This is a genomic window from Nonomuraea bangladeshensis (assembly GCF_039529455.1).
Lineage (GTDB): Bacteria > Actinomycetota > Actinomycetes > Streptosporangiales > Streptosporangiaceae > Nonomuraea > Nonomuraea bangladeshensis.
Map to the genome: position 1 here is coordinate 512,450 of NZ_BAAAMV010000004.1, position 14,187 is coordinate 526,636.

Sequence of the window (14,187 nt, forward strand, 5' to 3'; positions counted from 1 at the left end):
TCGAACCGGACGACAGCTCCCCGTCGCCTCCGCCGAGGACGTCGTCCTGCTGGGCGTGGAGCACGGCGATCTCGGCTCAGCCGTTCGGGCATCCGGCCATCTTCTTCTTGACGTGCATGGTCATCTCGGGAGTCAGCTTCACCCGGCCCGGCTGCGCCCAGACGAGCACCTGTCCAGTGGCCGACGGCACCGCGTCGGTGACGAACCAGTTGCCCGGCACCTGCTGGGCGCGGTCCGATCGCTTGCCGACCCTGAACTCCTCGATCGAGCCGTCCCGCTCGGCCAGCACGGCCCGTACCTCGTCCACGGTCATGCCGCGGAACGGTACGCAGTGCAGCAGCTCACCGGTGGCCTCGGCGTCGCCTGCCGCTACGTACCGCTCCCCGGGCCGGGCCGGGCGGGCGAACGAGATCTGCGCGCTGCCCTTGAAGTCCCCGGGAATGCGGAATGAGGCCGTGCATCGGCCGGACTCGCACTCCACCGACTCCTCTTCGATGCCGGCTCCCTCCGAATTATCCGTGGCCGTGACATGACCGACGATGCTCGGTGAGCCCGGTGCGATCGTCAGACGGATGTCGAGCCCACGGGCCTTGAACTCGGACGCGAAGCGCTCGGGGTCGGCGTAGAGGTCCTTGACGGTGACGATCCAGTCGTCGCCCGAACGCTCGAACGCCAGCGCGGCGGCCGGCGCGACGCCGCCTGGCGCGCCCGTGGGGATGAACGCCACCCCCATGACGGCCACGGCCGCCAGCATCGCGGCGACGGGGATCACCACCGGCCAGCGCACTCTGCGACGTGCCATGACCGGCGTCGCGACGATCCTGCGGAACAACTCCTGCGCATCCTGCCCGTGTTCCGGCGCGTGGGGCCGCGAGCGGTGTCGGCCGCGAGGAACTCCAGGAGATGGCCGACGCCGCCCTGCGCAACTGGCCGCTCGCCTGAGATCAAGGCTGCGCGTGCCGGTGCAGGCCGAGCGTGGCGATGAGGTCTTCGTGGAGCTGGAACCAGACGCGATGGCAGGAGTCGACGTCGGTGCGGTCCACCCAGGCGTTGTCCCCGGCCCGGGCGCGCGCCAGCGCCGCCGCGAACCGGGCGTCGTAGCCGCGGAACCGGGTCAGCACGCTCCCGAGCCGGTCCGCCAGCGGCGTGAGCGCGCGGGAGACGCAGGCGAGCTCGTGCAGGACCCCGGCGTCCCAGTCGGCATCACGATGATCGTTGACGGCTAGCCGGTCGCCGGCGGTCGGCCGGAGCTGCCAGTCGGTGCAGGCCTGGAGCAGGAGGGCGTTCAGCGGGAGGAACGCGCGGTAGACGTCCCTGACCTCGTCGGCGCCGCCGGCGTCGGCGAGCTCGGCGGCGAGCCTGCGCTCGTTCTCGGCCCGGCCTGGCTCGGTCAGCGACCAGCCGCCGGTGCCGGCGAAGGCGGAGTGCCCGGCCCAGCCGCGCGCCTCGAAGTCGCGCAGCAGCTCCTCGGCCTGGGCCGCGTCGAGCCCGTACCGCCGCGCGACCTCCGGGGTGTCGGCGAAGCCGAGGACGCGTACGGCGTGCAGGACCAGCAGGTCGGGCGCGGAGTCGCGGGTCATGCGCCGGCCTCGCGCGCGGTCAGGCGGGTGTAGTGCTGCTGGCACGCCTGCGGCGAGTTGAACCCCATCGCGTCCGCCATCTGCGCCCACGTCAGCCCGCTGCCGCGGGCGATGAACAGCAGGGCGGATTCGAGCCCGTCGACCTCGGCTCGGGCGGCCGGCAGGAGGGCCAGCGCGCTCAGGACGTCCTCCGGGGCCAGGTCGGCGTTGCGCCAGACGGCGAACTGGACGAGGTCGACCGCCGACGGCGGGGCCGGCGCGGGGCGCCACGGACGGGCGTCGAGCGCGTCCGCGCCCAGGCGCAGCAGGCGTCGCCGCGCGTCGTGCTCGCGGCCGGCCTGGGCCTGGTCCGCGCGGTCCGCGCGGCCGGCCTGACTGAGGTCCTGCTTGCGTGACATGCCGTTCATGATCCAGAATCAACGAAATGTTGTCAACGTTTCGTTGAAAGGCGGGCGGATGATCGTACCCCTCAGGTCGGCCGCCGCCGGCACGTGCGGGGGCAAGGCCGGGGCGCTCGGGGCGCTGCTCCGCGCGGGACTGCCGGTCCCCGACGGGTTCGTGGTGCCGTTCGCCGCCTACCGGGCCGCCGTACGCGACCTGGACCCCGGGCCGGACCGGCGGCGGGCGATCGAGGACCTTCCCGTCCAGGCCGCCCTGATCGACGCGCTCGGACAGGCGCTCGGCGAGCTCGGCGATCCGCCCGTCGCCGTGCGATCGTCCGCCGCGCACGAGGACACCGGCCGGATGTCGGCGGCCGGTCAGCACGACAGCTTTCTCGCCGTACGCGGAGCCGGCGCGGTCGCGGACGCCGTACGCGCCTGCTGGGCCTCGCTGTTCACCCCGCGCGCCGTCGACTACCACCAGGGGGCCGGCGACCTCGCCATGGCCGTCCTCGTGCAGCGCCACCTGGACGCCGAGGCGTCCGGCGTCATGTTCACCCCGGCCGACCCGCACGACCCGGTCCGCATCGAGGCGTCCTGGGGGCTCGGCCCCAGCGTCGTCGGCGGCACCGTCACCCCTGACGCCTACCGCGTCGCCGGGGACGGGACGGACACCCGCGCGCTCGCGCACAAACGCACCCGCCTCGACCGGCGGGGCGACCGGCTCGTCACGTCCGACGTGCCCGCCGACGCCCGTGACCAGCCGTCACTCGACGACGTGACCGCCGGGCTGCTCGCCGAGCTGGGCAAGCAGATCGCCGCCCTACGCGGCGGGCCGCAGGACGTCGAATGGGCGATCGCCGGCGGACGCCCCTGGATCCTGCAGGCACGGCCGGTCACGGCCACACCTCCCGCATGGCCCACCCACCACCCCCCGGCCACGCTGACCGGAACACCCGGCAGCCACGGGATCGCCACCGGCACCGCGCGGATCATCCGCGGCCCCCGCGACTTCGCCCGCGCGCGGCCCGGCGACATCATCGTCTGCCCCCTCACCGACCCCGCCTGGACGCCGCTGCTGCGCATCGCGGCCGGCGTCGTCACCGAGACCGGAGGCGTACTCTCCCACGCCGCCATCGTCGCCCGCGAGCACGGCATCCCCGCCGTCCTCGGCGTCCCCGACGCGACGAGCAGACTGCACGACGACAGCACCATCACCATCGACGGCACCACCGGCACCGTCACGGACCGGAAGGAGACGGGAAGCGGGCCCGCCCGGGCGCCGCGCCCCACCCGCCCATGACCACGCGACACCTCTACCTGGCCCGCCACGGCGCGGCCGACGCCCTCGGCAACCTCACCGACCTCGGCCGCCGGCAGGCGGGACTGCTGGGCGAACGGCTCGCCGGCCTGCCGATCGACGCCGTGTGGCACTCCCCGCTGCCGCGCGCCGCCGCCAGCGCGCGCGAACTCGCCCGCCACCTGCCGGACGCGCCCGTCGCCGAGGCCGCCGAACTCATCGACCACGTGCCCTACGTCCCCCCGGCGGCCGAGATGCCCCCGGCGCGGGCCGGCTTCTTCGACGGCTACGACGAGGCCGAGGCGGCCTCGGGCCACAAGCTCGCCGAGGCCCTGCTGGCCCGCTTCGCCACGGCCCCCGAGGCCACCGACACCCACGAGGTCCTGGTGACGCACGCCTTCCAGATCGCGTGGCTGGTGCGGCACGCCCTGGACGCGCCGCCGTCACGCTGGCTCGGACTGAACAGCGCCAACGCCGCGCTGACGGTCATCCACTACCGCCCCGGCCTGCCGCCGACGCTCGTGACGTTCAACGACATGGGCCACCTGCCCGCCGAGCTGCGCTGGACCGGGTTCCCCGACGGCATCCGGCCATGAGGTGACGGCCTCCAGCAGCTCCCGCACCCGGCCGAGGCAGGCGGCGGCGTACGCGCCGTCAACCTCTCCGCAGTCCGGCACGGTCCCCTTGTAGGCTGCGCACCTCTGCCGCCAAGGGCGGCGCCCTCGTGACCGCCCACCGACGACCGGAGTGACCACTTTGTATGAGATCCCGCAACTGCTGGCCGAGTACGACCGCGCCCGCGCCTACACCGACGAGCTCTGGCGCGACCTGACCGCCGAGGAGCTGCACTGGCGACCCGAGCAGAACTTCAGCCCCATCGGCTGGCACCTCGGCCACCAGGCCCACGTCGCCCACTTCATGGTCCGCAACCTCACCGCGGCCGAACCGAGCCCCGCCCCCGACCTGGACGGCCTCATGGACTCCGCCAACCCGGAAGCGGACCGGCTGCCCCTGCCCGACCCCCGGCGGCTGGCCGACTTCCGCGCCACCGTCGGCGAACGGGTCCACGCCCGCATGAACGCCATCGGCGCCGGCGACGTCGGCGCCCCCGCCCAGCTCAAGATCGTCGCACAGACGCTGCTCATGGCCATCATCAACCACGAGTACCAGCACGACCGCTGGATCGGCGAGGTACGCAACCGCGACCTCGGCCACACCCTGCCCGACGACCCCACCTCCGATCTCATCACCACCGTCGATGGTTACCTGGTCGTGTGCGGGTGGAGCATCTGAGGGGGTTGCCTGCCTTCGTCATCTTGCCCATTGCGGGCAGAACGCCACGTGCAATTGAGTGATGCCCCAGCCGTAGATGGCTCGACACACGTGATAGTTGCATCCAACCGGTTGGTGCAAACCCCGTTGCGGCGGCGGGCGGCGTTCCCGCGTTGAGACGTTCCCGGATCTGCTTCCAGCGGGAAGGGCGCAGCTGCAGTTCGCGGGGGGCCAGCACGAGGTCCAGCGGCAGCTCGTCTTCCCCGCCGACATCGGGCACGGCCGGAGCGGTACGCATCGGCACATGGACCAACGACCGCGGCGCGGAGCGACCTCCGCATCGGAGGTCGTAGCCGCCGATCCGCGCGACGAAATCCGCTCGCTCGCCCCGCCCGGAGCGCACTACTGTCGCGCGGATGAGCAACCCTCACCTGCCTGTGCTGTGGCTGTCGGGCCCCACGGGTGTCGGGAAGTCCTCGGTCGGCTGGGAGGTGTTCACGCAGCTGAGCCGTGGCGGTGTCAAAGCGGCGTTCGTCGACGCCGACCAGATCGGCCTGTGCCACCCCTTGCCGGAGGGTGTGACGCATCGCCTCCGAGCGCGGAACCTGGCCGCGATGTGGCCGCACTTCAAACAGGAAGGCATGCAGTGTCTCGTCCTCGCGGGCTTTGTCCACGCTCCTGAGGAGGTTCGTGAGTACACGGCCCTTCTGCCCGAGGCCGCGTTCACGTTGTGCCGGCTGCGCGTCGACAGCGCCGAGCTCAAGGAACGCTTTCTGGGGCGAGGCTGGCGGCCCGAACTGGTGGAGGCGGCGGTCGCCGAGGCAGACGCCCTGGACCGGAGCGACTATGCCGACGTGTGCGTGGACACCGGCGGCCTTGCGGTGCCCGAGGCGGCGCGACTGATCCGCGAGCGGGCCGGAGGATGGCCGGCCGCCCTCCCCGCCCCGGCGTCCTCCGGAGACCTGCGGCACCACCCGCCCGCATCCCAGGCGGATGCCGCGCCCACACCCGTGCTGTGGCTGCGCGGCGCGACGGCGGTCGGCAAGTCCACGGTCGGTTACGAGATCTTCTCGCAGGTCTACCGGACCGGTCTGCGTGCCGCCTACGTGGATGTGAAGCAGATCGCTGCGCTGGCTCCTGTCGGCGACGACGACACGGACAACCGCCGCCTCAAGGCGCACAACCTCGCGGCCGTCTGGGCCGGCTATCGCGCGGTGGGCGCTCAATGCCTGGTCGTCTCCGGCGAAGCCGACTCCGACGACACCGTCCAGGCCTATGCCGAGTCGCTACCAGGAACGGCCCTGACCGTGTGCCGCCTGGATGCCGGTCCAGCGACACTGGCTGACCGCATCGCACGGCGTGCCCAGGGAGGCGGACCTTCCATACCGGGCGACGAGCTGAGAGGGCTGGGCCCGGACGCCCTGCAACGTGCCGCCGAACGCGCGGCCCGCGAGGCCGAGGCGCTTGCCCGGGCGGGGGCAGGTGATCTGCGCATCGACACCGATGGCCGGTCGGTGCAGGAGGTGGCCGCGGACGTACGGGCTCGCGCCGGCAACTGGCCGACAGGCGCCCAGGCCGAGACGTGATCAGAATCGCAGGTCTAAACCAAGCGGAAGGTGTCGGTAGCGGAGCTCGCATTGGCATGTCCCGGTCGCGTCAAAGATGGACAGCCTTCGGGCGGGCATCCTCACGGCCGTAGGCGAGAATGCGCCGCAACGCGTTCCGGAACTCCTCGATCGCTTCGTCGTCCGCCTCGATGGTCGCTTCGATCTCGGGGTCGGACAGGCCCAGCGCTTCGAGATCGTGCGGGTCCAGGACGATGCGCAGCACGTTGCCGTGCAGGGCGAGCTCGTTGACGGCGCCGTAGGCGGTGCCTTGGTTTGCGGTGACCACGCAGTGGGTGTCCCAGCCCAGGGTGATGTCCTGCTCGTCGGGCTCGTACAGGGCGCACTGGAAGTCGAACATCAGGCCGTCGCCGTCCTCGGTCTCGGCGATACCGGCTGACAGGCAATCGTCGGCTCCATCCTGGACTCCGACCGCTCGGGCGATGAACCTGATCGTCATATCGCCGGAGAGTAGCGGCATGCCGTACCGGCGGTCCCCTCTGGAAGGAAAGAAGAGCTGTCATGAGAAAGATCATTGCTGAGCGCTCCGACGGGATAGAGGTGAGGGGTTTCCACGGGTTCGCGGATGTCGAGGCTGCGAAGGATCTCCGTCCCGGTCAGCGGAGCATCTGGGACCTCAGCGGGCCTGGCCGTGGCCGGCGGGTCGCGGTCGGACCTAATGCGCTCATCGTGGATGTCGCTCCGGACGTCGGCGTGTTCGTACGCTACGAGAGATGGGACGGCCCGCCCGACCCATATGCGGAATGGGAGCTGGTGTGGGACGGCCCGCTCTTCCTCGCTTCGGGGCGGGTCTGCGCCGTGAAGGAGGATCAGGGCGAGAGGGATTATCATCCGGCCTTCGACCTTGGACGTGAGATGACGCAGTGGAGCGCCCGCCTGCTCTCCAAGTTCGTCGACAACGACCGCGAGCCACTCTTCCCCCGCAACATCTACGAGGTCACCCTTCTCACGCTGCAACTCTGGCCGTGAACCGCGCGAGGTCATCGCTCGCATCGCGCGACCACGCTCGTGGAGGCGATCCTCGTGCTCGGGCAGGCGCTATCTGCGTTTTATGATGATGCGTTGCGGGCCGTTGACGTTGTTCCCGCTGCCTCCGGACAGGTTGTTGGACTTGTAGGAGTCGACCACGTTCGAGAAGTTTCCGCTGTCGATCGATTTGCCCTTGCTCCAGTAATTGCCGAACTTTCGCGAGTTTCCCTTGTTCTTGGGATGGCCCGCCTTCGCGGAAACATAGGCCGCCTCGCGAGTCGACGATTCGGCGGGCAGGGCCGGGGTCGTCGCGGCGAAGAACGCCAGGCCGACAACGGCGATGGCCAGGCCGGTCATGTTCACGTGCTCTCTCATTCCGCCCGCCCGGTCACCGCAGGGTCTGGGATCCGTTGGCGTTGTTGCCGCTGTCGGTGGCGTTGTTGCTGTTCGTGGAGCCGTTCACGTTCGAGAAATTGCCGCTGTTGATGGGATCTCCTTCGCTATGGTAATTCCCGCTGTTGGTGGAGTTGCCGCTGTTTTCTGCCCCGTTGACGCATTTCGTGGGAGAGTTGGACGAAGGAGAGTTGTAGTTGACCAGCCGGTTGCCGCAGAAGACCGCCGGAACCATCGACAAGATGGTGCCCAGGTCCGCGCCCACCAGGCGCGCCAACGGGGAGGGCTCTTGGGGCGCCGGTCGTGCCGCCGCGTCGCTGACCGCGGTGAGGGTCATGCTGGACCCGGTTATTGTCACGACCGCGGCAAGCCGAATCAGGATTTTCTTCATAGGCTCCATGTCCGCCTCCGATGCTCAGTGACAGGTCGGTTCACGATCGCCGCCGAGCGTATAGCTCACGATGGAGCGTGGCCAATGTTCCGGCGCCGTGTCGGCTTTCTCAGTGAGCCTTTTTTATCCTGGGTAACGGCCCTCTTCGACGCGCGCCTTCAAGGTCGCGACGGGTGCGAGCGGCGGTCACGTCGTGGACGGCGCCCGCAAGCGCGGGTGAGGAAGGTCGGCTGTGTCAGCAGTAGTGCTGTGCTCTGGCGGTGAACTCGGCGGCGGAGAGCAGGGCATCGACCCCGTCCGGGTGATGTTCGGCGTGGTTCTGAACGAGGATGCTTCCGGCCGTTATCTTCTCTTTGGTGTCGTTCGTGAAGGTGACGTCGGCCATTCTCGCGTGGCTCGTGGCGTTGTAGGCGCCGGCGACGTACTTCTGGCCAGGCCGGAAGTTCAGGTCGCCCTTGAGCAGGGACCAGCCCGGCGGGATTCTCTCCAGGTCCAGGGAGGCCGTGGTCCCGGACAGTTTCGGCGCTTTGAGGTCGGCTTGGTCCACAAGGTCGCCGTTGACCCTGCGATAGATGATGACGCCGTCCGGAGGCTCCTGACACCATGCCGCCACCACCGCCATTCGTCCTTCGGCGTTGACGGTGATCCCGGTGACGCCTCCAGCGGCTGGGCTCGTGGGGACGCAGCCGGTGGCCGTGGCGAGGGCGAGAAGGCCGAGGATCTTCCGGACCGGATGCCTGTCGGCCTGCGTTCTCACTGATCGCACCATCTTTCGGATAGTGACACCTGAACATCTCGGATTGAGATGCGCTGGGTCACAGGCCGGCCGATGATGATCGGGATGTCAGCACGACGAGCAGGCCCGCCGTGATCAGCCCGCCGGCGTGCAGGCAGAGCGTCGGGACGATGCCGAGGTGGTCGCCGAGCACGCCCGCCGACACCATCCCGAGCAGCGACGTGGCGGCCTGGGCGCTGCCGAGGAGGCCGAAGACCGCGCCCAGCCGGTCCTCGCCGGTGGCCGTCTGGGCGAACGTGGTGAGTCCCGCCATCGCGGCCGCGGCCGGTAGCCCGGCCAGGGCGATCAGCGCGATGGCCGGCCACAGCTCACGCGTCAGGAGCGGATAGGTGAACAGCGCCAGGTCGGCCAATCCGAAGACGACCGTTCCCCATCCGAACAGCGCGCGCGGCGTGGCGTACCCCGGGCGGGCGGCGACCGCCAGGCCGCCGGCGATCCCGCCGACCGCCTGCGCCGACAGGAACAGCCCGTACGCGTCTCCTTCCCCGCCCAGCACCTCTGCCACGAACGGCGCCGCGAGCGTCGCGAAGATGCCCTCGCCCAGGCCCGTGATCACCATGTACGTCACCAGCAGGCGCACGCCGGGGTCGCTCCTGGCGAGCCGTAGCCCGGCGACCCACTGCCCGCCCATGGTCGTCGCGGCCGTGGCGCGTCGGGCGGGCGTACGCAGGCGGGCCAGCAGGAGTGCGGAGATCAGGAAACCGGCCACGCCGATCCAGACGACGGCGGCCAGCCCGCACCGACCGCGACCCCGCCCGCCAGCGCTCCCAGCAGTCTGGCGGCCTGGCCGCTCTGCCCCTGCAACGCGTTCGCCCTGACGAGCTGCGAGGCGGCCACGATCTGCGGCACGAGGGCCTTCTGCGCGGGGAACAGGACCGTGCTGATCACGCCCGTCCACAGAGCGACGGCGTAGACGATCCACACCTGTCCCGGTTCGCGTACCGCGAGGAGAGGCAGCAGCCCCAGGCCGAGCAGCACGTCCGTGATCACCAGCAGCCTGCGGCGGTCCCAGCGGTCGGCGAGCACGCCCGCCAGTGAGCCGAGCAGGACGTCCGGCAGGCGGCCCGCCAGCAGCATGGTGGCGCTGGACAGGGTGGACCCGGTGAGGACGTAGACGTGGTACGCCAGGCCGGTGCCGATGACCCAGTCGCCGGTCTGCGAGATCAGCCCGGCCGTGAGCAGCCGCCGGTAGTCGCGGTTCTTCCCTAACGGGCCGCCGATCCCGGTCGGCGCCTCCCCTGCCGGTTCCCCTCCCGGCAAGGTGGCGTCCCTGGCGTCAGTCACCGGTGCCGGTGGCCGGGAGCGGGACCAGGAGGGTGGTCAGCAGGACGGGCCGGGCCCCCTCCGGCCGCTCGGACGGGTCGGCGATCCGCGCCATCAGCGGTTCGAGCAGCCGGTTGAACGCGGCGTCGAACGAGGCCAGTTCGTCGGGCGTGACGTAGAGGTAGGAGCTGCCGATCCCGCCGGCCGTCCGCCATTCGTCCGGCTCGTCCGTACGGCGCTCCTGCCACTCGGCCAGCCGGGACAGCGCCCGTTCGGCGATGACCTGTTCCAGCAGGCCGCGGGCGGCCGACCCCTCGGAGGTCGATGCGGTGTCGGACCACTCCTGGGTCAGCGACGTCGCCTTCCACGGCCGCTCGCGTTCGTCGCGCGCCTCGGCCTGCTCCACGAAGCCGTACTTGGCGAGCTGCCGCAGATGGTAGGAGGCCAGGGCCTGGCTGATGCCGACCTCGCGGGCGGCGTCCGCGGCGGTCGTGGCGCCGGCCCGCATCAGCAGCTCGTGCAGGGCCAGGCGGACGGGGTGGGCGAAGGCCCGCATGGCGGCGGGGTCGTCGAGCACCCGGCGTGGCCGCTTCCTCCAGGATTCCAAAGACATGCTTGGAATCCTGGGCCGGCCGGGTGCCGATGTCAAGGAAACCTTTGGAATATGGTGCACACGAAGCCGCGTACATCCCGGCGCCGACCCCCGCCACAACCCACGCGGTACGCCCGCCGTACCGGAACGGCACCCCAGGCGGACGACAGGCCGCCGGCCCCGCGCCTACCGTCGGGCGCGACCGAAACCCCGTGAGGCGGAGGACCCTGTCCGATGAGATCCAAGACCCTCGGCCTGTCGCCGATCGCCGTCCTGGCCCTGGCCGCGCTCGGCGCGCCCAGGGCGATCGCGCATGACCTGGGCCTGGTCGGTCCGGTGGTCAACGCCCTGCTGGTGTTCCTGCCGATCGCCGTCTGGCTGGTCGTCGTGCTGTGGAAGCGTGTCCCGAACCCGTTCCTGACCCTGCTGGCGGTCGGCGTCGCCTACGGGGTTCTGCTCGGCGTCACCCACCAGGTGCTGTGGTCGGCGTCGTTCGGCGATGATCAGCCCGCTCTCGGCGGCAACCTGGCGGGTGCTCTGTCGCCGGCGATGGAGGCCGTGCTGCTGCGCACCTTCGCCTTCGGCAGCAGTGTGCTGACCGGCGCGGGGGTCGGCGTGGTCGCCGGCGTCGTCGGCTGGGTCGGGGCGCGGCTGCTCCCCGCGGCGCGACGCTGACGCCCGGCCGCGCGAGGCCGGCGTCGGCTCATGGACGGATGATGGCTCGTTCGAGCAGGTCCTGAAGGGTGCGCTGCTGCTCGGCGGTGAGGCCGGCCAGCGGTGAGTCCTGGACGAGGAGTTCGAGGAGCCGTTCGCGCAGAGCGTTGCCCTCCGGGGTGAGGACGAGTTGCTTGGCGCGACGGTCGGTGGGGTGCGGACGGCGCTCGATCAGGCCCTGCTTTTCGAGCTTGTCGACGATGAACGTGGCGTTGGAGGGCTCGCAGCTCATGCGTTCGGCGAGCTCCCGCATGGTCATCGGGCCGGTCAGCTCCCGCAGCGCGGTCGCCTGGGCCGAGGTGAGGCCCAGGGTGACCGCGCGTTCGCGTACGTGGACGGCGATCTGCTGGGCCAGTCCATTCACCAGGCCGCACAGCTCCCGCTCGGCGACGGCCTGCGGTTCCGAGGACGGCGGGGACGTGGTCATGCGCCCCATCCTAGCAAGTACATCAAGCCAGAATCTTTCAAGCTTGACCATTTCAAGCTTGAAGTTTATGGTGGCCTGGCCGACGACCCGACCCCCGAAGAAGGGAACGCGACCATGTCGAACTCCGCGGTTCATCAGGACGAGCGGCTACGGCGGCCGGCGAGGATCCACTCGGTACGGCTGGGCGACACGAAGGTGTCCTTCGTGCCGGACGGGGCCATCCAGGGGAGACCGCGCAGCTGGCTGCCGGACACCACCGACGAGACCTGGGCCGCCCACCCGCAGTACCTGGACGCCTCCGGCCACCTCGTGGCGAGCATCGGCGGACTCCTGGTGGAGAACGGCGACCGCGCCCTGCTGATCGACGCCGGGTGGGGCCCGGTGTCGCTGCCCGCCGAGCCGGGAAGCCCGAACGGCGCCGTTCACGGTGGCGCGCTGCTCGACAGCCTGGCCGAGCTGGGCCGCAGGCCGCAGGAGATCGAGGCGGTGGCCTTCACCCACCTGCACATCGACCATCTCGGCTGGGCCTGGCACCCCGCCCCCGGCGGTGACCAGCCGGTGTTCACCCGGGCCGAGTATGTGGTGGCCGAACCGGAATGGGCCCGACGCGACCTGCTCGCGCAGGGCGTCACCGAGGAGGAGGCCACCGCGCTGGCGCCGCGCGTGCGTACGGTGACGGACGGCCAGGAGATCTTCCCCGGCGTGAAGGCCCAGATCACCGGCGGCCACACGGCCGGGCACACCCAGTACGTCATCACCGGCGGCGGAACCCGGCTGATCGCCTTCGGCGACGCCCTCCATTCACCGATCCAGGTGGACCACCCCGAATGGTCCTGCCTCTACGACCACGACCCTGCCCGGTCCGCCGGGCATCGGCGTCAGCTCCTCGCCGAGCTGGAAGAGCCCGGCACGATCGGCTTCGGCATCCACTTCGCCGATGCGGTCTTCGGGCAGGTGCGCCGGGACGGCGCCGGCCCCGCCTGGCGCCCCCTGGACGTCTGATCCATGCCGACGACCATCACCCGCGGCCTGCCCACCCGCTCGCCCGTACGGCACTGGCCGGGAATCGCCGCGACCGCGCTGACCGCGACCGTGGCGGGGACGCCCGGCTTCACCGTCGGGGCGCTGGCCCCGGCGATCGGAGCGGACCTGCACCTCTCCCGCAGCGCCGTCGGGCTGGCCATGAGCCTCTTCTACGCCGCCACCGCCTTCGGCTCGCCCGTCGCCAAACGGGTGGCGGCGCGGTTGCCTGTCCCCACGGTCCTCGCCGTCGCGGCGCTGGTCGCGTCGGTGGTGATGGTCGTGGCGTCACGGGCGACCGGGCCGGGGCTGCTGACGGCGGCACTGCTGGTGGGCGGGCTGAGCAACGCGCTCGTCCAGCCGGTGGCGAGCCGGCTGATCGCGGCACGCGTCCCGGAACGCCGGCGTTCGCTGGCCGCGGGCATGATCGGCGCGGCGCTGGGGGCGGCCGCCCTCGTCCCCGGCCTGCTCGTCGCCCTCGTCCTCCCGGCGTACGGCTGGCGGACCGCCCTGCTCGTCGCGGGTGCCGCCGCGCTCGTAGCGGTCGCGCTCGTCCCGCTGGCCCGGGCGCCCGGCGGTCCGCCGCCCGTCAGGCCGAAGGAGGCCGGGGACGAGCGACGGACGGTCGGGCGGGTCCTGGTGCTCTGGGCGCTGGCCGCCGCGCTCTCCGCGACCGGCAACAACGCGGTGGCCACGTACTTCGTCGAACTGGGCACCCACTCCGGGCTGGGCACCACCGTCACGGGCAACCTGTTGTCGCTCAGCGCCCTGCTCGCCATCGCCGTACGGATCATCGCCGGGGCGCTCACCGACCGGGCTCCTCACCGCAACGCGGCGGTGATCGTCGCGATGATGCTCACCGGCGGGCTCGGGCTGGCACTGATCGCGATCGGGACGGCGACGACGTTCGTCCTCGGTGCCATCCTGGCCTTCTCCGCGGGCTGGGGCTGGACCGGGCTCCTGCTCGCCACCACGCTGCGCCTGGTGCCCGGCCGGACCGAGGACGCCGGGCACACCGTGCAGATCGGCGTGTACGCGGGCGCCACCATCGCACCGTTCGCCTTCGGCGCCCTCTCCAGCGCCCTCGGATTCCCGGCCACCGCCCTGCTCGCCGCCGTGGCCGCCGTCGCCGCGGCGGCGGCGATGACCGCCGGGGCGCTGCTGCTGCGGCGAGCGGGGTGACGGGCGCGGACCTTACCGGGGAAGCTCGTCCGTCCACCCCGTGGTCAGCTTGATGAACAAGTCGCGCTTCGTCCCCATCGACCCTCCTGTGGCGGTGGGGAGATAACTGGTGCGGATCACCTGGGACGTCTCGGGATCGACGACCAGCCTGCTCTCATGCCTCCCGCTCTGGATCAGCAGCTCCTCGCCGCCTTCGATCGCGCCCAGCCGCCGCACGCCCGGCAGCTCGGCGAGCGCGCGGAACGCCGCCGATCGCACCTCCGCGGGCGGACGTCCCACGGCG

20 protein-coding genes are annotated in these 14,187 nt (G+C 71.4%); 8 read left to right on the forward strand and 12 right to left on the reverse strand.

Annotation, left to right across the window (positions count from 1 at the left end; all coding sequences use genetic code 11):
* Positions 1-76: 76 nt before the first annotated feature.
* The 3 genes from ABD292_RS14235 to ABD292_RS14245 form a co-directional block, all read right to left on the reverse strand.
* Positions 77-802, reverse strand: a complete 726-nt coding sequence (locus ABD292_RS14235; protein WP_344207962.1) for a hypothetical protein — start codon at positions 800-802, stop codon at positions 77-79.
* Between the two features lie 142 nt (positions 803-944).
* Positions 945-1,580, reverse strand: a complete 636-nt coding sequence (locus ABD292_RS14240; protein WP_344207649.1) for a transcriptional regulator — start codon at positions 1,578-1,580, stop codon at positions 945-947.
* Positions 1,577-1,978 carry a DNA-binding protein gene (locus ABD292_RS14245; RefSeq protein ID WP_344207650.1) on the reverse strand — a complete coding sequence of 134 codons (402 nt, stop codon included), beginning with the start codon at positions 1,976-1,978 and terminating at the stop codon, positions 1,577-1,579. Before ABD292_RS14245 ends, ABD292_RS14240 begins: the two co-directional genes overlap by 4 nt.
* A gap of 58 nt (positions 1,979-2,036) precedes the next feature.
* On the opposite strand from ABD292_RS14245, the gene ABD292_RS14250 reads away from it, so the two are divergent.
* The 4 genes from ABD292_RS14250 (at position 2,037) to ABD292_RS14265 (ending at position 6,118) form a co-directional block, all read left to right on the forward strand.
* The gene (locus ABD292_RS14250) at positions 2,037-3,263 is read left to right on the forward strand and encodes a PEP/pyruvate-binding domain-containing protein (RefSeq protein ID WP_344207651.1); all 1,227 of its coding nucleotides are present in this window, start codon (positions 2,037-2,039) and stop codon (positions 3,261-3,263) included.
* Positions 3,260-3,856, forward strand: a complete 597-nt coding sequence (locus ABD292_RS14255) for a histidine phosphatase family protein (protein ID WP_344207652.1) — start codon at positions 3,260-3,262, stop codon at positions 3,854-3,856. The genes ABD292_RS14250 and ABD292_RS14255 overlap by 4 nt, the downstream gene beginning before the upstream one ends.
* 151 nt (positions 3,857-4,007) lie before the next feature.
* Entirely contained in the window at positions 4,008-4,553 is a 546-nt protein-coding gene (locus ABD292_RS14260; RefSeq protein WP_344207653.1) for a DinB family protein, read from the forward strand.
* Positions 4,554-4,948: 395 nt separating this feature from the next.
* Positions 4,949-6,118: a nucleoside/nucleotide kinase family protein gene (locus tag ABD292_RS14265; protein WP_344207654.1), complete on the forward strand. Its 1,170-nt coding sequence runs from the start codon at positions 4,949-4,951 to the stop codon at positions 6,116-6,118.
* 70 nt (positions 6,119-6,188) lie between these two features.
* Here the strand turns inward: ABD292_RS14265 and ABD292_RS14270 are convergent, their stop codons facing one another.
* Entirely contained in the window at positions 6,189-6,596 is a 408-nt protein-coding gene (locus ABD292_RS14270; RefSeq protein WP_344207655.1) for an Imm10 family immunity protein, read from the reverse strand.
* 62 nt (positions 6,597-6,658) lie between these two features.
* On the opposite strand from ABD292_RS14270, the gene ABD292_RS14275 reads away from it, so the two are divergent.
* Positions 6,659-7,126: a hypothetical protein gene (locus ABD292_RS14275; RefSeq protein ID WP_344207656.1), complete on the forward strand. Its 468-nt coding sequence runs from the start codon at positions 6,659-6,661 to the stop codon at positions 7,124-7,126.
* A 69-nt stretch (positions 7,127-7,195) separates the two neighbouring features.
* Here the strand turns inward: ABD292_RS14275 and ABD292_RS14280 are convergent, their stop codons facing one another.
* The 6 genes from ABD292_RS14280 to ABD292_RS14305 all read right to left on the reverse strand — a co-directional run bounded on the left by ABD292_RS14280 (position 7,196) and on the right by ABD292_RS14305 (position 10,582).
* Entirely contained in the window at positions 7,196-7,489 is a 294-nt protein-coding gene (locus ABD292_RS14280; RefSeq protein ID WP_344207657.1) for a hypothetical protein, read from the reverse strand.
* A 25-nt stretch (positions 7,490-7,514) separates the two neighbouring features.
* Complete coding sequence (locus ABD292_RS14285) at positions 7,515-7,910, reverse strand: hypothetical protein (protein ID WP_344207658.1); 396 nt, start codon at positions 7,908-7,910, stop codon at positions 7,515-7,517.
* A 235-nt stretch (positions 7,911-8,145) separates the two neighbouring features.
* On the reverse strand, positions 8,146-8,667 hold the full coding sequence (locus ABD292_RS14290) for a hypothetical protein (RefSeq protein WP_344207659.1): 522 nt from the start codon (positions 8,665-8,667) through the stop codon (positions 8,146-8,148).
* 58 nt (positions 8,668-8,725) lie between these two features.
* A complete protein-coding gene (locus tag ABD292_RS14295) occupies positions 8,726-9,415 on the reverse strand; it encodes an MFS transporter (RefSeq protein ID WP_344207660.1) in 690 nt (229 codons plus the stop codon).
* A complete protein-coding gene (locus ABD292_RS14300) occupies positions 9,400-9,966 on the reverse strand; it encodes an MFS transporter (protein ID WP_344207662.1) in 567 nt (188 codons plus the stop codon). The genes ABD292_RS14295 and ABD292_RS14300 overlap by 16 nt, the downstream gene beginning before the upstream one ends.
* A gap of 16 nt (positions 9,967-9,982) precedes the next feature.
* Positions 9,983-10,582, reverse strand: a complete 600-nt coding sequence (locus ABD292_RS14305) for a helix-turn-helix domain-containing protein (RefSeq protein WP_344207663.1) — start codon at positions 10,580-10,582, stop codon at positions 9,983-9,985.
* Positions 10,583-10,795: 213 nt separating this feature from the next.
* On the opposite strand from ABD292_RS14305, the gene ABD292_RS14310 reads away from it, so the two are divergent.
* Positions 10,796-11,236, forward strand: coding sequence for a hypothetical protein (locus ABD292_RS14310; protein ID WP_344207664.1), 441 nt, complete (start codon positions 10,796-10,798; stop codon positions 11,234-11,236).
* 28 nt (positions 11,237-11,264) lie between these two features.
* On the opposite strand, the gene ABD292_RS14315 is transcribed toward ABD292_RS14310, so the two are convergent.
* Positions 11,265-11,702 carry a MarR family winged helix-turn-helix transcriptional regulator gene (locus tag ABD292_RS14315; RefSeq protein ID WP_344207665.1) on the reverse strand — a complete coding sequence of 146 codons (438 nt, stop codon included), beginning with the start codon at positions 11,700-11,702 and terminating at the stop codon, positions 11,265-11,267.
* Positions 11,703-11,816: 114 nt separating this feature from the next.
* Between ABD292_RS14315 and ABD292_RS14320 the strand changes: the two genes are divergently transcribed.
* Together ABD292_RS14320 and ABD292_RS14325 are read left to right on the forward strand one after the other, a co-directional pair.
* Positions 11,817-12,704, forward strand: a complete 888-nt coding sequence (locus tag ABD292_RS14320) for an MBL fold metallo-hydrolase (RefSeq protein WP_344207666.1) — start codon at positions 11,817-11,819, stop codon at positions 12,702-12,704.
* Between the two features lie 3 nt (positions 12,705-12,707).
* Positions 12,708-13,904 (forward strand): MFS transporter, encoded by a 1,197-nt coding sequence (locus ABD292_RS14325; protein WP_344207667.1) that lies wholly within the window; start codon positions 12,708-12,710, stop codon positions 13,902-13,904.
* Positions 13,905-13,916: 12 nt separating this feature from the next.
* Here the strand turns inward: ABD292_RS14325 and ABD292_RS14330 are convergent, their stop codons facing one another.
* Positions 13,917-14,183, reverse strand: a complete 267-nt coding sequence (locus ABD292_RS14330; RefSeq protein ID WP_344207668.1) for a hypothetical protein — start codon at positions 14,181-14,183, stop codon at positions 13,917-13,919.
* Between the last annotated feature and the right edge of the window lie 4 nt (positions 14,184-14,187).